Origin of the sequence: Rhizobium laguerreae (assembly GCF_019778565.1) — a bacterium.
Classification (GTDB): domain Bacteria; phylum Pseudomonadota; class Alphaproteobacteria; order Rhizobiales; family Rhizobiaceae; genus Rhizobium; species Rhizobium laguerreae.
Genome location: NZ_JAAXQT010000012.1, coordinates 247166 through 267493, shown reverse-complemented (window position 1 = coordinate 267493; position 20328 = coordinate 247166). Strand labels below are relative to the sequence as shown.

At 61.7% G+C, this 20328-nt stretch carries 20 protein-coding genes and 2 pseudogenes; 11 read left to right on the top strand and 11 right to left on the bottom strand.

The genetic code is table 11. From position 1 onward, the window contains the following. Positions 1-194 (top strand): WGR domain-containing protein (locus tag HFO71_RS31055; protein WP_221988871.1); only part of this gene is annotated, 194 nt, incomplete at its 5' end. A 77-nt stretch (positions 195-271) separates the two neighbouring features. On the opposite strand, the gene HFO71_RS31050 is transcribed toward HFO71_RS31055, so the two are convergent. The 4 genes and pseudogenes from HFO71_RS31050 to HFO71_RS31035 all read right to left on the bottom strand — a co-directional run bounded on the left by HFO71_RS31050 (position 272) and on the right by HFO71_RS31035 (position 3377). Continuing rightward, complete coding sequence (locus HFO71_RS31050) at positions 272-688, bottom strand: type II toxin-antitoxin system VapC family toxin (RefSeq protein ID WP_077980778.1); 417 nt, start codon at positions 686-688, stop codon at positions 272-274. Continuing rightward, positions 685-951, bottom strand: a complete 267-nt coding sequence (locus HFO71_RS31045) for a type II toxin-antitoxin system Phd/YefM family antitoxin (protein ID WP_077980777.1) — start codon at positions 949-951, stop codon at positions 685-687. Before HFO71_RS31045 ends, HFO71_RS31050 begins: the two co-directional genes overlap by 4 nt. Before the next feature lie 126 nt (positions 952-1077). Further along, positions 1078-2017 (bottom strand): annotated as a pseudogene (locus HFO71_RS31040) (DUF2493 domain-containing protein). A 322-nt stretch (positions 2018-2339) separates the two neighbouring features. Further along, positions 2340-3377, bottom strand: a complete 1038-nt coding sequence (locus tag HFO71_RS31035; RefSeq protein WP_077980776.1) for a DUF7146 domain-containing protein — start codon at positions 3375-3377, stop codon at positions 2340-2342. A gap of 261 nt (positions 3378-3638) precedes the next feature. Here HFO71_RS31035 and HFO71_RS36245 point away from each other — a divergent pair, with 261 nt between their 5' ends. The 6 genes and pseudogenes from HFO71_RS36245 (at position 3639) to HFO71_RS31010 (ending at position 7091) form a co-directional block, all read left to right on the top strand. Continuing rightward, positions 3639-3761: a hypothetical protein gene (locus HFO71_RS36245; RefSeq protein ID WP_276522915.1), complete on the top strand. Its 123-nt coding sequence runs from the start codon at positions 3639-3641 to the stop codon at positions 3759-3761. Positions 3762-4617: 856 nt separating this feature from the next. Further along, positions 4618-4761 (top strand): annotated as a pseudogene (locus HFO71_RS31030) (DUF1173 family protein); the annotation flags it as partial. Between the two features lie 65 nt (positions 4762-4826). Continuing rightward, complete coding sequence (locus HFO71_RS31025) at positions 4827-5012, top strand: hypothetical protein (protein WP_231285909.1); 186 nt, start codon at positions 4827-4829, stop codon at positions 5010-5012. A gap of 29 nt (positions 5013-5041) precedes the next feature. After that, positions 5042-6028: a UbiA family prenyltransferase gene (locus tag HFO71_RS31020; protein WP_077980965.1), complete on the top strand. Its 987-nt coding sequence runs from the start codon at positions 5042-5044 to the stop codon at positions 6026-6028. Further along, a complete protein-coding gene (locus HFO71_RS31015; RefSeq protein ID WP_221988869.1) occupies positions 6025-6729 on the top strand; it encodes an HAD family hydrolase in 705 nt (234 codons plus the stop codon). Before HFO71_RS31020 ends, HFO71_RS31015 begins: the two co-directional genes overlap by 4 nt. Continuing rightward, positions 6726-7091 (top strand): GtrA family protein, encoded by a 366-nt coding sequence (locus tag HFO71_RS31010; RefSeq protein WP_221968992.1) that lies wholly within the window; start codon positions 6726-6728, stop codon positions 7089-7091. Before HFO71_RS31015 ends, HFO71_RS31010 begins: the two co-directional genes overlap by 4 nt. Positions 7092-7581: 490 nt before the next feature. Here HFO71_RS31010 and HFO71_RS31005 read toward each other — a convergent pair whose 3' ends face one another. The 5 genes from HFO71_RS31005 to HFO71_RS30985 are packed head-to-tail and all read right to left on the bottom strand — an operon-like array spanning position 7582 to position 13911. Next, positions 7582-8814 carry an amidohydrolase family protein gene (locus tag HFO71_RS31005; protein ID WP_221988868.1) on the bottom strand — a complete coding sequence of 411 codons (1233 nt, stop codon included), beginning with the start codon at positions 8812-8814 and terminating at the stop codon, positions 7582-7584. A 9-nt stretch (positions 8815-8823) separates the two neighbouring features. Next, complete coding sequence (locus HFO71_RS31000; protein ID WP_221968990.1) at positions 8824-10173, bottom strand: 8-oxoguanine deaminase; 1350 nt, start codon at positions 10171-10173, stop codon at positions 8824-8826. A 37-nt stretch (positions 10174-10210) separates the two neighbouring features. Beyond that, complete coding sequence (locus HFO71_RS30995; protein WP_221968988.1) at positions 10211-11407, bottom strand: amidohydrolase; 1197 nt, start codon at positions 11405-11407, stop codon at positions 10211-10213. 18 nt (positions 11408-11425) lie between these two features. Beyond that, positions 11426-12463, bottom strand: a complete 1038-nt coding sequence (locus HFO71_RS30990; protein ID WP_168341683.1) for a questin oxidase family protein — start codon at positions 12461-12463, stop codon at positions 11426-11428. Further along, positions 12460-13911 (bottom strand): NAD(P)-binding domain-containing protein, encoded by a 1452-nt coding sequence (locus tag HFO71_RS30985; RefSeq protein ID WP_221977921.1) that lies wholly within the window; start codon positions 13909-13911, stop codon positions 12460-12462. Before HFO71_RS30985 ends, HFO71_RS30990 begins: the two co-directional genes overlap by 4 nt. A 218-nt stretch (positions 13912-14129) precedes the next feature. Here HFO71_RS30985 and HFO71_RS30980 point away from each other — a divergent pair, with 218 nt between their 5' ends. The 3 genes from HFO71_RS30980 to HFO71_RS30970 all read left to right on the top strand — a co-directional run bounded on the left by HFO71_RS30980 (position 14130) and on the right by HFO71_RS30970 (position 17317). Further along, complete coding sequence (locus HFO71_RS30980) at positions 14130-15416, top strand: ABC transporter substrate-binding protein (protein WP_221980362.1); 1287 nt, start codon at positions 14130-14132, stop codon at positions 15414-15416. Positions 15417-15560: 144 nt separating this feature from the next. Then, the gene (locus tag HFO71_RS30975; RefSeq protein WP_132612508.1) at positions 15561-16502 is read left to right on the top strand and encodes a carbohydrate ABC transporter permease; all 942 of its coding nucleotides are present in this window, start codon (positions 15561-15563) and stop codon (positions 16500-16502) included. Beyond that, positions 16499-17317 carry a carbohydrate ABC transporter permease gene (locus HFO71_RS30970; RefSeq protein WP_027667202.1) on the top strand — a complete coding sequence of 273 codons (819 nt, stop codon included), beginning with the start codon at positions 16499-16501 and terminating at the stop codon, positions 17315-17317. The genes HFO71_RS30975 and HFO71_RS30970 overlap by 4 nt, the downstream gene beginning before the upstream one ends. A gap of 12 nt (positions 17318-17329) precedes the next feature. Here the strand turns inward: HFO71_RS30970 and HFO71_RS30965 are convergent, their stop codons facing one another. Then, positions 17330-18478, bottom strand: a complete 1149-nt coding sequence (locus HFO71_RS30965) for an ABC transporter ATP-binding protein (RefSeq protein ID WP_221968985.1) — start codon at positions 18476-18478, stop codon at positions 17330-17332. A 46-nt stretch (positions 18479-18524) separates the two neighbouring features. Beyond that, positions 18525-19310, bottom strand: a complete 786-nt coding sequence (locus HFO71_RS30960) for an SDR family NAD(P)-dependent oxidoreductase (protein WP_077980763.1) — start codon at positions 19308-19310, stop codon at positions 18525-18527. Between the two features lie 164 nt (positions 19311-19474). On the opposite strand from HFO71_RS30960, the gene HFO71_RS30955 reads away from it, so the two are divergent. Then, positions 19475-20326 (top strand): DeoR/GlpR family DNA-binding transcription regulator, encoded by an 852-nt coding sequence (locus HFO71_RS30955; RefSeq protein WP_018071845.1) that lies wholly within the window; start codon positions 19475-19477, stop codon positions 20324-20326. Positions 20327-20328 lie beyond the last annotated feature (2 nt).

Sequence of the window (20328 nt, the reverse complement as noted above, 5' to 3'; positions counted from 1 at the left end):
CGCTTGCAATCGAGCCTACCTTGTTTGGCGAAACCGCGGTCGTGCGAAGCTGGGGGCGGATCGGGAAGTGTGGCGGTGAGAGGACCGACGTGTTCGGGACCGAACAGGAAGCTGTGGCGCATTTTCTCGATCTTGCACGCCGGAAGCGCCGGAAGGGTTACAGGCCGGCCAGAGGCTGCGTCTGCCGTCCGTGACCCGACATGATCACTCGGCAGGTGGCGCGCGCTGCCGCGCAAGGGATCTATTCACGTTTGAGGCGGGCGCCACAAAACTATTGCCCAGGTGGGTCCAGCGAAGTTGAGGGATCCGAACAGGTCAAGAATTCAATACCGTAAAGCGGCACATTCTGGTCCTCCGAAACGAAATGCGCGCCCTCCGCGACCGCCTGCGCCATAAGGAGATGGTCGAAGGGATCTCGATGATGGAGCGGAAGCTTTCCAAGTGCGATCAGATGTGCGTCGGCAATATCGAGCCTATCAAATCCCTGATCTGGCAGGACCTCTAGGATCTCGTCTATGTCTGCATCGAGCTTCCCGATCCGCAATTTCACGGTGATTTCCCAAAGGGAAACGACACTTACGCGTACATCGTTTTCAGGATCCGCAATGAGGCTGCGGATATGACTGCTCAACCTTTCGTCGTCATTAAGCCACCATAACAACGCATGTGTATCGAGCAGAAGCCTCACGTCCCCTCTTCCATCGCCTTCAGAACGTCTGCGGGCAAGCTGTCGAAATCGTCGGGAACGCTGATCTTTCCACGCAAAGCGCCGGGCTTGCGCACTGCCATGTCAACTGACGGAGGGCCGATTTCGGCAACAACCTTGTGATGGGACATCAGAACGAACCTCTGTCCGTCCTGAACCTGCTTCAGGAAGGATGTCAGATTGCCACGAAACTCCCGCACGCCCACACGGCGGGGAGAAGATGCGTTCGGCCGAGGTTCAGACATTGAAAGGCTCCATGTTCCCCAGAATTGTGTACACAAATGCATCGAAATGCAAGTTCCCTGTTTTTCTCCGCGATAACGCGCGATCTCATTACCATCAGGTTTTTCCCCGCATGGAGGAAATGGCGCTCACGCGCCATTCTCCGCAGCCTGCCAGACCGGGACGCCGAGGCGACGTGCCTTGTCGGCGAGATTACCGGTGATACCTGAGCCCGGGAAGATGATGACGCCGGCCGGCATGACCGAGAGCATCTCGTCGTTACGGCGAAAAGGAGCGGCCTTGGCGTGCTTCGTCCAGTTCGGCTTGAAGGTGATCTGCGTCACCTTGCGAGCTTCGGCCCAGCAGGCGGCGATGCGCTCGGCGCCCTTCGGCGAACCGCCGTGGAGCAGGATCATATCGGGATGCCTTAGGTGCGCCTGGTCAAGCTTCGCCCAGATGCGTTCATGATCGTTGTAATCCATGCCGCCGGAGAAGGCGATCTTGGTCCCGCTCGGGATCAGCACCTCGGTCTCGGCGCGGCGGCGTGCGGAGAGGAAGTCCTTGGAGTCGATCATCGCCGCAGTCATGTTGGCGTGGCTGACCTTGGAGCCGGTGCGCGGCCGCCATGCCGATCCGGTCTGAGCCTCGAAGAGGTCGGCCGCGTAGTCGCGCATGAACTCGAAGGCGTTGCGGCGTTCGAAACGTGATGCCCTCGGCGAGCAGGCGCTCGAGCTCGACGCTCTTGACCTCCGAGCCGTCCTGCTCCCGCTGTCCGATGCGTTGTGCGTCCTCGTTGCGTTGCAGCTCGCGCTGGATGCGCTCGCCGGCCCGGTGGAAGAGGTTGACCATCGACCAGAGCAGGTTTTCGAGATCAGGCTCGAGCCGCGTGTGGCCAAGCATCTCGAACAGGGCGTCGAAGATTGCGGTCAACGCCGACTGAACAACCGGCTCTTCCGGGAGCGGCCGTGGATCGGGTTCGTCCTGGAAGGGCCGGTGGCCGTAGATCTGCATTTCGTAAATGAAGCGGTCGGTCGGGGAGGAGGCATGGTGGGGCTCGAAGGCGTCGTCGATGGGAAGTGTCAGGTTCATGATAGTCTCCGTCGGTTGCGGCGGCGCCTCTCGCGGCCTGACGGCGAACCCCGCTCACGCGAAGACGGGCCGGAACCGCGGCGCGAAGCGCTGCGGCCCAGCGCAGCGCCGGGCGGCAGAAGGAAGGTTTCTTGAACCGCGAGGAGCGCCGGCGAAGCCGGCGCGGGGAAGAAACCTGACTGACCCGCTGAAGGCCCGGCCGCCGCGTGGTAAAGGTCGCCTCTCCACAGGCCCGCGGGCGCGCCCAGCTGGAGGAAGTGCCTCATGGAACGACCTTGCCAGTTGTGACGAACGCCACCCCTCCCCACTGTCTCTGCCAGCCTCACATGGGCAGATGGGCCATAGCATCTTCCGGAACGAGCTGCGCCTGCAGGCTCCCAATCAGCCGCTCCGGGCCGAGCCAGCGCAGATCCTCGTTGAAGTCGCCGAGCTCCGGGGCAAGCACCAGCGGCAGGATCCCGAGCGCCTGCGCACGGCTGCTCAATCTCTCGATCCCGTGTCGCCCGGCTGCATCGGCGTCACCGGCGATGTAGAGGCGCAGACACCCGGCCGGCGGTGAGAAAGCCGCGAGGTGGTTGGCAGTGAGCGCGGCCGCCATAGGCAAGCCGGGCATCACATGAGATAGCGAAAGCATGGTTTCGAGACCTTCGCCTGCCGCCATGATCGGCACGGGTCCGTTGATCGGAAAACGAAGGCGCACGGCGTTGCCGAGAAGACCGCCAAGCGCGCGTCGGGGGTCCTCGACCTTGGCCTTTCCCTCGCCGCCAGGATCCAGCCAAGTGCGATGCACGCCGGTGATCTGCCCTGCCGGGTCAGTGACGGCCGCAATCAGGGCTGGATAGCTGGTCGTTCGGGAGGACCCCAGATCCCGATAGTAGCAGGACGGATGGAAGCCAAGCGCCGCATGCGTCGATGCCTGCAGGATGCCCCGCTCGCGCAGATAGGCATCTGCAAGGGTGCCTGCCAACGGCTGCGTCATGGCGAACAGGCGCCTCGCGCGTTCCGCCGCCGGTTTCTCGACCGGCGGATAGTCGGGGGCGCCGCCCCCGCGGGACGTCGCCGGTTCGGATTGCGGAAGGCTCAGGAAATGCCGTGCTTCATCGGCAACATCGCGAAAGTCTACAAGACCGCAGGTTTCCCGAACGAGATCGAGCAGATCGCCATATTGTCCGGTCGCCGCGTCCGTCCATCTGCCGGCACGAGGGCCGAAGAGGTAGACGTAAAGCGATCGGCCTTTGCTGTTGGCGACATCGCCAACAATCCAGTAATTGCCGGCCCGGCGGCCGGCGGAGAGGTAGTGGCGGCAGACCGCCTCGGCGTCGCGCGCGAGACGGTCCGCCAGCTCGGAGGCGGATAACATCGCAGAAAATCCTAGCAAGAGTGAGAACGAACCGACCTGCCCAGGCGCTCTCCAAGCGCTGCCAGGTCAAGCCTTCCCAGCCGCTCTCTCGCTCTTCCGCCAAGCCTACCGCCGATTCCTCCTGCAACCGACAGGTTCCTGACCTCCAATTATCATGTCGAATAGTTCCAATTTTCAGGAGGCAGAAACGGAAGCGTATTAGCCTCGCCAGCTCGCCCGCTTCGTTACCTTTGTGGCGGAAGTAGCCAGGAGGGCATCTGCATGAGCCAGGTCGTTCAACAGCTGCGTCGTGAAGCCGTTGAAGCCTACATCGAGCGATTGATCGCGCTCTTGGATCTCCTGGGAGATACAGACCTGGAAGACAATGGCGACTGTGAACCGTAGCTTTGCAGCACATCAATATGGGTGGGCGATCGGTGCGTCGAGGACCTTGAGCTCGATGACTACAACGATGAGGAAAGTGGCGATGAAGAGCCGACCATGGGCTGGTCAAATCCTGACGGTTTGAGGATTCACATTTCCGGAGAGGCCAAGCAGATCACAAGCTTCGACTTTGATGACGGTCCGCTTAGATTTGATGGATCCGGTAACACCATCGCACGCATGGTGCTCCGACCGAATACTTGCAACCTATGATCAATTGGGAGGTTCGCCGCCCCGCGAACGATCCGGTGCCGAGGGGCAAGGTCGGACTCCTAAAAGAAGAGTTTGAAAAGGGTGCTCCGGATCAGGGGCAGACACCCTTTTCATGCCGAGTTTTGCATTCTCAGCGGAACGAAAATTAGCAGAGAGATTGCTGTCTTCAATCGGACCGAAGTCTGACCCCGCAGTAATTCGTGGATGCAGCCGCGGGAAATCCTCGAAGAGACAAAGGTCTCGAAGGCAGCAAAGTAAAATTAGGGGCGGCTCTCCGGAGTTGCCTCCGTCGTCGCGGTATTGACGACTCGTCCTTTCCGTTCAGCTTCTCGTTGGCGGCACTGAGAGGAACGAATGTCTGAAGACCAGAAGCCCCCGCATATCCGTCTTGAGTCGCAAACGATCAACGAGAACTGGATCGGCGCAATGCCGAGTTGGATCTGCATTTGGCCCTTGAACCGATTGGCTGCGAAACTCGTTCGCATTGTCACAGGCACCGCCCCCAGCCTATTATACTAATTAATTTACGCTAGTATTATTCAGCGAGTTTGTGCTACGTCCTATACGGCTTGATCAGCCTTCGGTGACCGAAGCGAGGGACGATGTGCGACGACTTTTGATCGGCAAAGAGCCGTTGGACGAAACCGCTCCAGAGTTTCAATCGCAGCTCGAACGTGCTTATGAACAGAAGCTCAGGCCACTTTGTAGGTGCAAGGAACCGCCGGTTCCGATGTACATCGCTCGGGTCGGATCTTGGAGAGACGCTGAAAACCAGCCAGGACCTGCGCGCCCAGGTCTCCAGTGGTAATCCTGATGCAGCACAAGCTGAAGAGAATAGATCCGGAGCAGATTTATCGGAAGGATTACAACTGGACCTTCCATGCCTCGCGCCAGCAGATAGACGATTTCCTGTCGACGACGACGCTGCTCGCCGAATTCGGCCCTGCGAATTATTTCGAAACCTATGATGTGTATCTGTTGGACGGTGATCGGAAATAGACCGTCTGAGGATGAAGGAGGCGTCCGGCATGAACACAAGCTTGGGTGACCGCAGGGTGACCGCATCAGGCCGAGCGGGCTTGCGCGACTATATCGCCATTGCACGGCTCGATCACAGTACGAAGCATGTCTTCATCGTTCCCGGCATCGTCCTCGCCTATCTTCTGCGGGGGGTCAGAACCGACGACCTGGCGTCCTCAATCCTGCTCGGATTTGTGACCGCGCTCTGCATCGCATCCGCGAACTACTGCATTAACGAGTGGTTCGACCGCGAGTTTGACCGACATCATCCGACGAAATCGCAGCGGTCCGCCGTGCAAAGCGCGATGAACGGCAGGCTGGTTCAGCTCGAATGGACCGTGTTGCTCATCGTCGGCCTCGGCTGCGCCATCCTCTCGAGCAAGCTTCTGTTCTTCGTCGCCTGCCTGTTTGCGATTCAGGGAATCGTCTACAATCTCGATCCGATCAGAAGCAAGGACAAGGTCTATCTCGACGTCATCTCAGAATCGATCAATAATCCGATCCGCCTGGTGATCGGCTGGTCGATGATCGACCCAACGAGCCTCCCGCCGGGATCGATCATTCTGGCATACTGGTTCGGCGGCGCGTTCCTTATGGCGGCAAAGCGCTTGTCGGAATATGACGAGATCGTCGCGTCGCATGGCAAGGATCTGCTGTCGCGCTACCGGGCGAGTTTCGCCCAGTATACGCAGGTCTCGCTGACCGCCTCCTGCATTGCCTATTCACTGTTTTCGATTGCCTTTCTGTCCGTCTTCCTGGTCAAGTATCGCATCGAGTACATGCTCGTCCTGCCCTTCGTCGTTGCCCTATTCACGGCCTATTTCGTGATGGCGACGAAACCGGGTTCTACGGCGCAGAAACCGGAAAAGCTGTTCCGCGAGCCCGGCCTGATCGCGATCGTCGCGGCCCTGCTGGCGGCCTTCATCTTCACCACATTCGTCGACATTCCGCTTCTCGTGACTCTGACCGAGCAGCACTACATCACCGTCCAATGATCGCGAGCAATGTCGACTGGGGCACTATCCGATTTGTCGTCTTCGACGTCGACGGAACGCTATACAACCAGCGGAGGCTGCGCCTTCGGATGGCCGGCGAGTTGCTTGCTGATGCGGTGGCGAGAGGCAGCCTGATCAATCTGCGTGTGCTACGCGCATATCGTTTCCTCCGTGAAGCTATCGGCGAGGAGGAGATCGACGATTTTCAGACGAGCCTGATGGCGCGAATCGTCGCGCGAACCGGCCAGCCAGCCGAAAAGATCGAGGCTATCGTCAGCGAATGGATCGGGCGCCGTCCGCTCGCCTATATCGCATCCTGCAGGTATGATGGGCTGGTGGAATTGTTTGCCGGGCTCAGACGGCAGAACAAGGCGATCGGGATCTATTCTGATTATCCTGCCGACGAGAAGCTGCAGAGGATGACATTGTCGGCCGACTACGTATTGGCCGCAAGCGACCCCGGTGTCGGCATCCTGAAACCTCATCCGCGCGGCCTGCAGATGCTGATGCAGCGCGCCGGTATCGACCCCGCGCAAACCGTTCTGATAGGCGACAGGCCCGAGCGGGATGGCCTTGCGGCGCGCCGCGCCGGTGTCCTGCCGCTCATTCGCTCCGACGGGGCGCGGGAGGGCTGGCTGACCTTTTCGACCTATTCGGACCCGGTGTTCGCAGCGCTGCGGGCAGAGGAAGCGTCCGGATGATCTTGTCAAAGGCTATCCGCTATGTGTTCACCGGAGGTCTGGCTGCGATCGTCGACCTCGCGGTGTTTCGTGGCCTGTTGGCGTTTGGCGTGCCCCTCGGCCTTTCGGCGACATTAAGCTGGCTGATTGCGGCCGCCGTCAACTACAGCGTCACCAGCCGCTATGTCTTCAATCAGGCAATAAGCCGCAAGCGCGCTTCACTGTTCCTGACCGGCGCGCTGCTCGGCCTCTCGATCAATGTCTGCGTGACGTTGATCCTCGTGCAGCAGGTCGGGCTCCCGCCCTTGTGGGCAAAGCTTTTCGGCATCGGCACGGCCTTCCTCTTCAATTTCCTAATAAACCTTCTCTGGGTGTTCAGGTAGAGCCAGCGCGCGGCGGCACCATATCTTTCCCGCCTTTGGACTGTGCCCAGAATAAGAGAGGTTCAGCGGAGCCTTGTTGGAAGGCTTGTTCGAGAGCGGCGCGATATGAACCATGCCTGAGATAAGCGTCCGCCAGCAGCGTCTAATCAATATGTGCCTAATGTCCGCTGCGGAGAGAAAGCAGAGATGTTGCAGCTCTTGATGGAAGCAGGATTCAGAGCTCGTCATTCGAGGTCCGGGCAGTTGAGGGGATCTGAACCGACGACCATGCATTTGATCAGCAATCGCTTCGAGGTCGGGCACGGTCGCATTGGTCGGCGCCATCGCTCGTTGGGATGAGGGCGGCCGGCCCTACTGGAAAGGCGACATTAAGGAATGCATCAACCGCCGGACCGCTGCCGATAGGGCCCAATCAATCTGCGGAAGTTGCAGGCAGGTCTCGACGGCTGCTGGAGGAGACTGCCCGCCTAGCGCAAAGCGTATGTGGTGCCTAGCCTGGGTCCAGGAAAAGCCGTGGCCGCGGGCGAAGGAAGCTCCGGCGACCATTTTTCCACCCGGCGCTCGCCGGCGCGATTGTCGCGACGGCATCGGCAGCCGAGGGGGCGTCGAAGAGGACGATATCTGCCGCGCTGCCGATCGCAATGCCGTAAGCCTTTCTTCCCAGGAGGGTGGCAGCCTGTGTCGTGATCATGGCGAAGACACAGTCGAAGCCATCGGCGGTGCCGATCTGGGCGACGTTGGCGTAGAGATTGGCCATGCGCATCAGGTTGACGTCGCCGAAGGGCGTGAACGGATTCAGGACATTGTTGGTGGAGATGGTCGTGACGACGCCGAGCCCTGCCAACCGGTGAGCGGGTGTCACGCCGCGCGGGACGAGATGGGTCCAATCACGGCCGGTCAGGAAGAGATCGGTGGCCGGCAGGACGGTCAATGCGATGCCGGCCTCGGCAAGACGGCGGCCGATCGGCTCAAGCTCTTCCGGCGGCAGAGCAGAGAGCTTGGTGACATGGCCGACCGAGACGCGCCCTTGGTACCGGCGCGCGACGGTCTCGGCGATGACGACAGGGAGATTGGAGCCTGCGGGGTCGAGGTCGAAATCGAGGTGGAAATCGACGGCGACGTCGTGGCGCACGGCGAGGTCGAAGATGCGGCGGATGTGTTCGGCAGGCTCCGGATCGGTGTAGGGGCAGCCCCCCACCAGATCGGCCCCCGCTTTCAGCGCCTGTTCGAGCATGCCCTCCGTGCCGGGATCGTTCGTCAGACCTTCCTGCGCGAATGCGCAGATTTCGATGTCGATGAGGCTGGTATAGTCGGCCTTCAATTTTCTGATCGCCTCAAAGGAGCGGAAGCCGGCGCGCGGGTCGATCTCAACGAAGGTGCGCAGGTGGGTGGTGCCGTTGACGATCGCCTTTTCGATGACCGCGGCAGCGCGGGCATAGACATCTTCCTCGGTGAAGGCCGCCTTGGCCCTCGAGGTCTCGCTGACGGCCTCCGCGAGTGTCCCGGTGCAGAGATTGCAGCGGCTGATGATGCCGGCCTTGTCGAGGTGGATATGGGTCTCGATCAGGCCGGCGCAGGCGAATTTCCCTCCGGCATCATGGTGCGGCGCGTCGCAGACGAAGCGACGTGCGATTGCCGCAACGCGGCCTGCCTCGAATGCGACGTCGGTCGGCTCGGTCAAGCCGGCCATACGGGCATTGCGGATGACGAAATCGATCGCCATGGGGCCTCCTCAGACCGACAGAAGAAAATTGCGGGCGACGCGGTTGTGATCGGCAATCAGCGCCTCGATATCGACACCCTCCGGCATGCCGTCGGTGACGCGCCATTCGCCTGCGATCATGACGCGATCAGCCGTGGTGGCGCCGCAGAGCACGAGGGCTGCCAGCGGATCGCCGGCACCGGAGAAACGCAATTCTTCGAGCTTGTAGAAGGCCAGATCCGCCTCGCGGCCCGGCGCGATGATCCCGATGTCGTCGCGGCCGAGCAGCCTTGCCGAGCCAGCGGTTCCCCAACGCAGCGCGTCGAGATGGGTAACGGCTTCGGCGCCATAGGTCAGGCGGTTCAGCATCAGGGCATGACGTACGCTTTCCATCAGGTTGGAATTGTCATTGGAAGCCGAGCCATCGACGCCAAGGCCGACTGGCACTCCTGCGGCTTCCAGCTCGCAGGTGCGGCACATGCCTGATGCAAGCACCATGTTGGAGGTCGGGCAATGGCAGATGCCGACGCCGTGCCGGCCGAGTTCGACGATCTCGGCATCGTCGAAATGAATGCCGTGGGCGAGCCAAGTGCGGGCACTCAGCCAGTTGCAGCGGTCGAGATATTCGACCGGCGTGCAGGCGAATTTGCTGCGGCAGAATTCTGCTTCCGCCCTGGTTTCGACCAGATGGGTATGAAGACGGCAATCGTAGCGTTCCGCCAGCGCCGCCGTTTCGCGCATCAGTTCCAGCGTGACGTCGAAGGGCGCGCAGGGCGCAAGCGCCACCTGCGTCATCGCCCCTTCGGATCGGTCATGATAGCGCCGGAGCACACGCTCGCTGTCGGCAAGGATCACGTCGTCATCCTGCACGACATTGGCGGGCGAAATCACGCCTTGCTGGTCCTTGATATTGAGACTGCCCCGCGTCAGCGTGATGCGCATGCCGAGGCGAGCCGCCTCCTCGGCTTCGACATCCATCGCGTCTTCGAGACCGGCGGCATAGAGATAGTGGTGGTCGGAGGTGGTGGTGCAGCCGGAGAGGAGGAGCTCGGTCAGCGCGAGACGGACGGCAAGACGGAAGGCTTCGGGCGTCATGTATCTTGCCCAGATCGGATAGAGCGCGCGGATCCATGGCCAGAGCGACCTGTTGATCGCGGCCGGATGGGCGCGCGTCAGCGTCTGGAACATATGGTGATGGGTGTTGACGAGACCGGGAATGACGACATGCCGGCCGGCGTCGAAGCGTGCATCGACGGGGGTCGAAGGCTGCCGCCCAGCCGCGACCAGTTCGACGATGCGGCCATTCTCGATGACGATGCCCCCTTCGGCGCCTTCTGCCATGATGGCGAGCGGCGATTGGATCCAAAGTCGGTCCTTCATCTGCGGTGCTCCCATGCGCCATACATTGATGTAAAAATCAGACGACGAGCCGGCCCCCGCGGGCGATAATGGTGCCGCCGCGAAACACGATGCGATCGAGGGGACGGGCAGCGACGGCTTCTGCCAGCGACGCGGCGGGCAAAATAACAAAATCAGCAGGTGACCCGGCCCGGAGCGGGCCGACGGAGCGGCCGAGGATCTCGGCCGGCGCTTGAGTCGCCAGGCGGAAGGCCGCCGCCAGATCCTCATCCGAACGGAAGTCCTGGCGATCGCAAAGGATACCGACACGCTCCAGCATGTCGCCATTGCCGAAAGGCGACCAGGCGTCGCGGATATTGTCGTTGGCGCAGAAGAGCCGGACGCCGGCGGCGGCAAGCCGCTTGACTGGTGGCATCGGCACGGCTCCTGGCGCACTGGTCATGATCGCCACGCCCGATCTGGCGAGTGCGGCGGCAGTGCGGCCGAATTCGGCATCGTCCAACTCGCCGAGGCAGAAAGCGTGGCTGACGACCACCTTGCCTTCGAGGCCGAGTGCTGCCGTGCGATCGGCGATCTGGCGAAGTTCGAAGGCGCCGAGTGCACCGCCATCATGCAGATGGATATCGAGCCCGACGCCGTATTTGCCGGCGACGGAAAAGATCGCATCGAGATGGCCGGTCACATCGTTGTCGATGCCGGCGGGATCGAGGCCGCCGACGAGATCGGCGCCGGCGGCGATGGCAGCATCGAGCAGCTCGGCCGTGCCGGGATTGCGCAACACGCCGGATTGCGGGAAGGCAACGGTCTGGATATCGACGAGATGACCATGGCTCTGCTTCAGCGAGAGCACGGCCTCGAGGCCTTTCAGGCCGACTTCGGTATCGATGTCGACGTGGCTGCGAACGGAAAGTGTGCCGTAGGCTGCGAGCTTCTCCAGCAGGGCGCCGCCGCGGGCTTCGACCGGCAGCGCCACCGTGCGCCGCAGGGATTTTTCCGCCTCGATGCGCTTGGCGACCGTGTCGCCCGGGATATGCGGGATGAATGGCAAGCCAATCAGCGTCTTGTCGAGATGAATATGGCCGTCGACGAAGGGAAGGCAGAGAAGGCCGCCGGCAGCATCGAAACGCGGCACTGCGGGGTCGATGCCGGCGGCCGCATTCGGACCGATCGCGGCGATCCGGTCATTGTTCAGAATAAGCGAGACGATCTCGCCGGCTTCTGTCCTGGCGTTTTCGACTACGAGGCTCGGCGTCATTAACTCTTCCGTCATCCGCTATGCAATCAGCCCGACCCGACGCGCCGCGACGACGCGATAGAGCGGATCCTTCCACACCTCTTCCTCCTGCAGGGCAGAAAAGACCAGGCTGACATCGTGTTCGTCGTCCGAGGATACCGCGGCGCGTTTGATTTCCGCCCAGGCGGGCGCCTGTCGGCTGCGCATTTCTTCCAGCGTCTCAGTGGTGGGGAGCGCCGGAAAACCGATCTTCGGCACCAGCGAGGCGATCACCTGCCAGAAGGCGCGGTAGAAAGGCTCGGCGTTTTCGAGGTGCGGAGAGACGAGGCGCAGCCAGTGCATGCCGGTGACGGAATGGAGTGCGGAGAAATCCATGGTTCCGGCGAAGAGGGCAAGCGAGGTCGCGGCCATGCGGCGCGGCGTATCGGGGCTGAAAGCCAGGCGGTCGATGACAGGGCGGAAGCCCGGAAGTGCTGCGACGGCGCGGATATTATGCCAGAGCAGATCGGTTTCTGGCTCATAATCGCGGATGCCTTCAATATTGCCGACATCGGCAAGCACGCTCCCCGGATCATCCGTATCGGGCACGGCACCGGTCGCGGATGGCAGCGGCAGATAGCAGGCCGCCCAATAGCCGAGCGCAGTGCCAACCTCCTGGTCGTCCCTCTTGAGCACACCATAGGCAAGGCGCATCAGCGGATGCGTGGCGCTGCCGGCAAGGCCGTTCACCATGGCGGGCAGATAGGTACGGATGACGGCATCGATGCCGAGCCGGCGGGTTTCGGCGATGAAGAAGGCACGGTAATCCGCCTCGCGCGTACGATCGCCAAGCGCCTCGGCCCAGGCCGCCCTGATAATCGGGGCAACCGGCGGCGGCATCAGCGGAAGTGCATGGCTCTCGCGATACTGCTCGTACCATTGTTCCAACCGCTCCGCCGAGGCGCCGAGGCGGTCGAGCGCGATCAGCACCATCGGAACGTGGTTGGCCAACAGATAGGGAAATTCGACGCTATCCTCGCGTGCCCGCAAAAGGACGGCCTCCAATCCCGAAAATTGAACGGCGGCAGCCTGTCTCATGCCAAAACCTCCCTTGATGTCGTGACGTCCTCGTCTATGCCAGGATCGAAATGCGGTTCGTCATAGGCGGCCAATGCCTCAAGATACCGGTTGGAGTCCTCGATGAACAGCGCTTTCACCAAGGCGCTGACGATGCGCGGCACGCCGTATTTGAGACCGGTGACGCCATTGCTGATCGGGCCAAGGCTCGCCAGCGCGCCGGCATTGAACATATGGATGCGCGAGACCCAGCCGGCTTCGGCATCCCTGGGCGTGAGTTCGAAACCGGGCCCGAGATAGGGATAGTCGGCAAGCATGGCGTTCTCCTCCCCCTGCGGCGGCTCGAAACGGTCCTTCCAAAACGCTGCGGCGTCGACGAGGCCGGCAAGCTCGGGCCTGAGCGCGAGATTAATCTCGTAACCGGTGCCGAGCAGGAGATGATCGGCATAGTGGCTACCATTTGCGGTCGCCAGCCTGATCCTGCCGCCGTCCATCGAGAGTTCGCGGACGCCACAGCCGAGCTGCATGGTGAAACCGGAGTGGCGGCGGGCCCGGTCATACTGCTCCTGGGTCGGCGGCACCTTGAAATTGAAGTAGAGGTGGGCGAACCGCCAGCGCTCCAGATCCGGCAGGTCGGCGAAATGGCCGAGAAAGCCGGGGAAATTTGTCCAGGCGAGAACCTCGGTGCGGGGCATATCGGTGCTCCGCGCAAACATCGTCACCTCTCGGGCGCCGGTTTCGAGAGCCGCCACCGCCCAGTCGAAGCTCGACGTGCCGCCGCCAAGGATCGCGACATCCCTGCCCTTGAGGAAATCGATAGGTATCGGCTCATTGCTGTGCGTCCAGATGGATTTCGGCAGCGCCTTGACCATTGTGGGTATGCGCGGGCCGCCGCAGCCGTCGATGCCGGTCGCCATCACCAGCTGGCGGCAGGTGACCGTGCGGCTGGTGCCGTCACCCTTTGACAGCGTGAGAGCAAGTCCGCCTTCCGCCTGATTGATCGAGGAAAGCGTCGTGTCGTTTTCGACGTCGATGCCGACGGTCCTTCGAAACCAGATGAGATAGGCCATCCAATCCTCGCGGCCGATCTTGTCGAGCGCTTCCCAGGCGTCGGCGCCATTCAGCGCCTCGTACCAGGAACGCAGCGTCAAGCTCGGGATGCCGAGATCCGGGCCTGAGAGATATTTCGGCGAACGCAGGGTCTGCATGCGGGCGCAGGTGATCCAGGGGCCTTCGCGGCCCTCCTCGCTCTGATCGATCACATGAACGGACCTGATACCGCGCCGCTTCAAGGCGAAGGCGATCGACAGACCGGAGAGGCCAGCGCCGCAGATCACAACGGAATGCAGGTCGTCGCGGTCTTCATCGCCCAGCGTCGGCCAGCCGGCACAGAGCGCCTCAATGCGGGCCATTTCATCATGGGCGCGGCGTTCCAACTCTCTCAGGCGCTCATCCGGTGTGGTCTTCATGAATGTGCAGCTCGCCGCGTTGGACAGGACAGTATAGACGCGCAGGGAATGATCAACTTCCTGCTATTTTTTATGCAACGCGCACAAAATATGGACATTTATGCGCGAATATGTTCTAATTTGTGATTTTTAATGTTTGTGGTTTTTTGTCAAGTGCGCTTGAGTGCGATTTTGTTTGATGTATAGTGCCTCAAGCCAATCAAAAAAGGGGAGCAAACATGAAATCGCTCAACAGTCTCACACGGAAATTGGCGATCGCGGGCCTCGTCTCGGTCGCATTTGTGGGCTCCGCCATCGGCGCCGACAAGAAGTATGAGGGCATCACGCTCACGCTTGCCTCGCAGAATGACCAGTTCGCCGCTGTTCTGGCTGCCATCGCCCCTAAGTTCACCGAGGAGACGGGCGCCAACGTCAAGGTCGACATTCTCGATTACGGCTCGCTGCTGACCAAGACCACGACCGATTTCGTCGGCGGCACCGGCGGCTACGACCTGGTGACGATGGATATCGTCTGGGCGGGCCAATATGCCGAAAACAAATACACCGTCGATCTCACCGAGTGGATGAAGCGCGACGCCGCCGAACTGAAGCTCGACGACATCTATCCGACGCTTCTCAATGCGCTTGGCCACTGGGGAGACAAGCAGGTCGCCTTTCCCTTTGCCGGTTATGCCAACGTTCTTGCCTATCGCAAGGATCTCTTCGACGCCGCCGGCCTGAAGGCGCCGACGACGATGGAGGAAATGGTCGAGGCCGCCTACAAACTGACCGACCCCAGCAAGAAGATCTACGGCTTCGTCGCCAACGGCCAGAAGGGCCCGGCGGTCGCACAGGATTGGATGCAGTACAATACCGAGATGGGCGGTTCGATCCTCGGCTCCGACGGCAAGCCGGCGCTGAATTCCGAAGCCAATATCAAGAGCCTGATCGTCTATAAGGACCTCTTCATGAAAGCGGCACCTCCCGGCGCCGTTAATTATGATTGGGGCGGACGCGAGGAAAGCTTCCGCCAGGGCATTGCCGCGACCATGCAGACATGGTCGGTCGGTGCGCCCGACTATTATGATCCTTCGATTTCCAAGATCGTCGACAAGGTGGCGATCACGACGGCGCCCCGCGGCGCCGGTCTGCCGAAGGTCTATGGGATCGGAGGCTGGGGCATGGCGATCAACGCCGGCATCAAGGACACGCAGAAGGAAGCCGCCTGGGCCTTCATCAAGTGGCTGGTCAGTCCGCCGGTGCACAAGGAATTCAACATGATGGGCGCCGGCAGCTTCCTGCGCAAGAGCGAGATGACCGATCCCGATCTGCTCAAGAAGTTCCCCTTCCTGCCTGTCATCGCGGAAACCTTCGAGCATGGTGACGGCGAATATCGTCCGCGCATCCCGCAATATCCAGAGATTCAGGACCTGCTCGGCACCGCCGTCAACGACGTGCTGGTCGGCAATGCCGATCCTAAGAAGGCGCTCGACGCCGCTCAGGAAGCCGCTGCAAAACTCTTCTAAGAACGGTTCTCCCCGGGGCCGCGGCCTATGTCGCGGCCCTGCCATTTCGAGACCATTGATCCGATGCGCCTCGGGCTTCATGATCGGGTGCCCCCGGCTCGATCCCCGGGACGCGCATCGAACCAGGAACCCGATGGACATGACGTGACCCTATCCCTCACTTCCGCGCTGAAGCCCTCCCCGGCCTTGAGCGTTTCCTATCTGGAGCGCAGGCGGCTGTTCTTCATCCTGATGACACTGCCGGCCGTCATCTACGTGCTCGTCATCGGCGTCTGGCCGCTGGCGCAGGGCATCTGGTTCAGCTTCTACGAATATAATTTGCTGAAGCCTGCACGGACGCATTTCGTCGGCCTCGGCAACTATATCGACCTTCTCTCCGACCCGGTGACGCGCGGGGCCTTCGTCAATACCGTCATCTTCACGGTCGGCGCTGTGACTGTAGAACTGCTGCTCGGCTTTGCCATTGCGCTGGCGCTCTGGCGCGATGACCGCTTTAACCGGATCTGCCTGGCGCTGATCCTGATACCGGTGACGATCACACCGCTGGTGGTCGGACTGATCTTCCGGGCGCTGCTGCTCGCCGATTATGGGCTCATCGGCTATTACCTCGCCGAGTTCGGGCTTTCCGATCCGCGCGGGCTTTTTGCCAATCCGAGTTCGGCTCTGGCGACCCTTATTTTCGTGGACATATGGGAATGGACGCCGCTGGTGGCGCTAATCCTGCTTGCCGGCCTGAAAGCGCTGCCGGGTGATATTCTCGAGGCATCGGAAGTGGATGGGGCAACGGCGCTGCAGCGGCTGAGAATCATCGTCATTCCGCTGATGTTGCCTTCGATCCTGCTGGCGCTGACGCTGCGCACCATCGATGCTTTTCGCATCTTCGACAGCGTTTATGTGACGACGGGCGGCGGGCCGGGCAACGCGACCAACACGCTGATGCTGCATGCGGTGAAGCAGGGTCTGGAATTCTTCAATATCGGCCGCGCCTCGGCGATCTCCAACCTGACACTGATCTGCATCGCCGTAATCGCGGCAGGCTTCATCCTGTTGATCCGCAAGGCGGACAGAAAGGCGAACGGGCGATGAGCACACGCACCTTGAGCCGCATCGGCGAGCGCGCCTTCATCCTTGTCATGCTCGGCTTTTTCCTGCTGCCCTTCCTGTGGCTGGCATCGACCGCCTACAAGCCGTCGCGCGACATCTTCTCGATCCCACCAAAACTGACTTTTACACCGACCCTCGAGCAGTTCGCGACGGTCTTCCGCCTGTTCGACGTCTGGAGCCTCGTATCGTCAAGCCTGCTGATCGCCGGCGGTTCGGTGATCCTGTCGCTGCTTCTCGGCGTGCCGGCAGGCTATGCGCTGGCACGCTCGACCAGCCGCTATGCCATTGCCGTTGCCTATTTCTTCATGGCGATCCGCATGGTGCCGGCGGTGGCGGCGCTGATCCCCTTCTATCTGATGATGCGCGATGTCGGGCTGCTCGGCAGCTGGGTCGCCGTCGTCCTCATCAACGCGATGCTGAATTCGGCCTTCGTCACCTGGATGATGTTTTCCTATTTCCGCAGCCTGCCGAAGGAACTGGAGGAGGCGGCGCTAACGGATGGCTGTACGCTGTTCGGCTCCTTCTGGCGCGTGGCGCTGCCGGCGGTGCGCTCAGGCGTCGTCGCCTCCACGCTGTTCTGCTTGATGTTTTCCTGGAACGACTTCCTTTATCCGATGTTCCTCACCCGGCTCGATTCCAAGCCGATCTCAGTGGCGCTGCTTTCAGCCTACGGCACGAAGGACATCACCTGGGGCACGCTCGGCGCACTGGCGCATTTTTCGACGATCCCGATCGTACTGATCGTGCTCTTCCTCAACCGTTATTTCGTGCAGGGCCTGACGAAGGGCATTCACTAAAGAGACACCACCTCAGGCGCGGATCGCCGCTTCGGTCACGGCATCGAAGACGTGGACGCGGGCGGGGTCGGCGGCAAGCGACAGGCGCTCGCCGATCTTGACGCGGCGGGTAGCGTCAATGATGACGCGCAGGCGCGGGGCGGACAGCGCCACATCGTCCTCTTCGGCCGAGAGCGACTTCAACCGGTCGGCAGCTTCGACATCGACGTGGACGAGGAGGTTGGCGCCGAGATCCTCGATGAAGGCGACGGACCCGGCCAATCCACCGGCATCGACCGGCCGGAAGGCTTCCGGGCGGATGCCGAGCACGACAGCGCGACCGGCCGGGGAGGCGATGCGCGGCCGCTCGGCGAGCACCTCGCCCGAAAAAAGGATGGAGGCCTGGCCGAAGCGGGCCTCTGGGCCGTTCTCCGTCGCGAAGAGATCGGCCGCCAGTAGGTTCATCGCCGGCGAGCCGATGAAGCTCGCGACGAACAGATTGGCCGGCTGATCATAAAGGTTGCGCGGCGTGCCGAGCTGCTGCAGGACGCCGCTTTTCATGACGGCGACGCGATCGCCCATGGTCATGGCTTCGACCTGATCGTGGGTGACATAGACCGTAGTGATGCCCGACATCTTCTGCATGCGGGCGATTTCGGCGCGCATCTGGCCGCGCAGGCGAGCATCGAGGTTGGAAAGCGGCTCGTCCATCAGGAAGGCCTGAGGGCTGCGGGCGAGCGCCCGGCCCATGGCGACGCGCTGGCGCTGGCCGCCGGAGAGTTGGGCGGGCTTGCGGGCGAGATAGTCCTCGAGCTCCAGGAGCTTTGCCGTCTCCTGCACCTTGCGGGCGATGTCGGCCTTGTCGAGGCCGCGGACACGAAGGCCGAAGCCGATATTCTCGGCCACCGTCAGATGTGGGTAAAGCGCGTAGGACTGGAAGACCATGGCAATATCGCGATCGCGCGGGGCAAGGTCGTTGACGATGGCGCCGTTGATCGTCAGGCGGCCATCGGTGATCTCCTCGAGACCGGCGATCATACGCAACGCCGTCGACTTGCCGCAGCCGGAGGGGCCGACAAGGACCAGGAATTCGCCGTCGCGGATGGTCATGTCCAGGTTGCGGATCGCCGCATAGCCATCGCCATAGCTCTTGCTGATCTGGTCGAAGACGATTTCAGCCATGCTGTTTCCTTGCTGAACGGGAGGCCTGTTGCAGGTCCTGGACGGGTCAGGTCGTGTAGACGCCGCCGGTGACGTTGACGCCCTGCCCGGTCATGAAGCGGGCCGAATTCGAGCAGAGGAAAACGACGACATCGGCCACGTCTTCAGGCGTTTCCAGCCGGCCGAGCGGCGTCTGGGCGATATAGTCCGCAACGACGCGTTCGGGCGTGACGCCGCGCAGGCTCGCCTCCCAGGCGATCTCGCGCTCCTGCATGCCGGTCTTGACGAAACCGGGGCAGACGGCGTTGACGCGAACGCCTGAAGCTGCGAGCTCGCGGGCGAGCGCCTGTGTCCAGCCGAGCACGGCAAACTTGCTGGCGGAATAATGGGCCAGCAACGGTGCGCCGATCTTTGCGGCAAGCGAGGCGGTGTTGACGATGACGCCGGTGCCGGTGCTCGTAAAGCGCCGGGCGGCAATCTGGTTGGTCAGGAAGATGCCGCGAATGTTGACGTCGAAATTATAGTCCCACTCCTCGTCGGTCAGTTCCAGCGCATGCTGCATCGTGGAGACACCAGCATTGGCGCAGAGGATCTCGTAACCGCCTATCCTCTCGACCACCTCGGAAAAGGTCGCCTCGACGGAGGTGCGCTTGCGAACGTCGATCGCATAGGCAGTGGCGCCGTTGCCGATCTCGGCCGCCGTCTGTTCGGCGGCGGCCAGGTTGATGTCGCAGATCGCCACCTGGATCGACTGGCGGGAGAGCGCGGTCGCGATCGCGCGCCCTATCCCAGTCGCCCCGCCGGTTACGATCGCACGCTTACCGGATAGTTCTGGAAAGCTCGGAGACTGCATGTTCGCCCTCATCGACTGGAAACATCACCGATCATATAACAACAAAATCATACACAACAAGAAAAATTTATGTTTGAATTTGTTCGAGTTGTTCGATACATAGGGAGCAACAATCAGACAATCGTAGCCACGAGTTGCGACGGCGGGAGGATGAGAACGGTATCATGGACGCGGAACAGCAGATGGTCGCCGCAGCGGAAAAACCGAAGGTTCTGGCCCAGGTGCGGCATGCGCGCATCCTGGAGACACTGGCCCGCAAAGGCGCGGTTTCCGTCAGCGATGTCGCCTCCCAGCTTGCCGTTTCCGAAATGACCGTCCGCCGCGACCTGATCGAACTCGAAAAGGATGGCAGACTGGTGCGCACCCATGGCGGCGCGGTGCGCAGCGGCAAGGCCTTCGAGCCGATCGCCAATGAGGCTGTCGACCGCGAGGAGCCGACTTTCGAATCCCGGCTGACGCGCAATGCCGCCGCCAAGCGGACCATTGCGATGGCTGCGGCAGGCGTTGCCGCCGGCGCACGCACCCTGGCACTCGACGTCGGCACCACGACCTATCTGCTGTCCGGTCTGCTGCTCAACCAGCCGCATACGAAGATCTTCACCAACGGCGTGCGCAACGCCATGCAACTCGGCACCGGCTTTGGCGAGGTCTACCTGCCTGGCGGGCGCATGCGTGGCGAGGAAATGGCGATTAGCAGCCAATCGGCCGTTTCGCAATTCGAGGAACTCTGGTTCGACATCGCCTTCGTCGGCGTGTCCGGGATTACGGCGCAGGGAATTTACGACTACTCCTTCGAGGACACCGACATGAAGCGGGTCTATCTGCGCCGCGCCACGCAGAAGGTGGTGCTTTGCGATTCCACCAAGTTCAAGCGTATGTCGCTGGTGCATATCGCGCCGCTGCAGCAATTCGACATGCTGATCACCGATGCCATGCCGCCGGCCGATCTTGCCGATGCGCTCGCCGCCGCTGGGGTCGATGTGCGCATCGCGCCCGAGGAGCAGCCGCTGCTTTGATT

Coding starts and splice junctions, on each gene's coding strand:
- HFO71_RS31045 (WP_077980777.1), bottom strand. CDS start 951: ATGTCTGAACCTCGGCCGAACGCATCTTCTCCCCGCCGTGTGGGCGTG.
- HFO71_RS31035 (WP_077980776.1), bottom strand. CDS start 3,377: ATGTTATCCGCCTCCGAGCTGGCGGACCGTCTCGCGCGCGACGCCGAG.
- HFO71_RS36245 (WP_276522915.1), top strand. CDS start 3,639: ATGAGCCAGGTCGTTCAACAGCTGCGTCGTGAAGCCGTTGAAGCCTAC.
- HFO71_RS31025 (WP_231285909.1), top strand. CDS start 4,827: ATGCAGCACAAGCTGAAGAGAATAGATCCGGAGCAGATTTATCGGAAG.
- HFO71_RS31020 (WP_077980965.1), top strand. CDS start 5,042: ATGAACACAAGCTTGGGTGACCGCAGGGTGACCGCATCAGGCCGAGCG.
- HFO71_RS31015 (WP_221988869.1), top strand. CDS start 6,025: ATGATCGCGAGCAATGTCGACTGGGGCACTATCCGATTTGTCGTCTTC.
- HFO71_RS31010 (WP_221968992.1), top strand. CDS start 6,726: ATGATCTTGTCAAAGGCTATCCGCTATGTGTTCACCGGAGGTCTGGCT.
- HFO71_RS31005 (WP_221988868.1), bottom strand. CDS start 8,814: ATGGCGATCGATTTCGTCATCCGCAATGCCCGTATGGCCGGCTTGACC.
- HFO71_RS31000 (WP_221968990.1), bottom strand. CDS start 10,173: ATGAAGGACCGACTTTGGATCCAATCGCCGCTCGCCATCATGGCAGAA.
- HFO71_RS30995 (WP_221968988.1), bottom strand. CDS start 11,407: ATGACGCCGAGCCTCGTAGTCGAAAACGCCAGGACAGAAGCCGGCGAG.
- HFO71_RS30990 (WP_168341683.1), bottom strand. CDS start 12,463: ATGAGACAGGCTGCCGCCGTTCAATTTTCGGGATTGGAGGCCGTCCTT.
- HFO71_RS30985 (WP_221977921.1), bottom strand. CDS start 13,911: ATGAAGACCACACCGGATGAGCGCCTGAGAGAGTTGGAACGCCGCGCC.
- HFO71_RS30980 (WP_221980362.1), top strand. CDS start 14,130: ATGAAATCGCTCAACAGTCTCACACGGAAATTGGCGATCGCGGGCCTC.
- HFO71_RS30970 (WP_027667202.1), top strand. CDS start 16,499: ATGAGCACACGCACCTTGAGCCGCATCGGCGAGCGCGCCTTCATCCTT.
- HFO71_RS30965 (WP_221968985.1), bottom strand. CDS start 18,478: ATGGCTGAAATCGTCTTCGACCAGATCAGCAAGAGCTATGGCGATGGC.
- HFO71_RS30960 (WP_077980763.1), bottom strand. CDS start 19,310: ATGCAGTCTCCGAGCTTTCCAGAACTATCCGGTAAGCGTGCGATCGTA.
- HFO71_RS30955 (WP_018071845.1), top strand. CDS start 19,475: ATGGACGCGGAACAGCAGATGGTCGCCGCAGCGGAAAAACCGAAGGTT.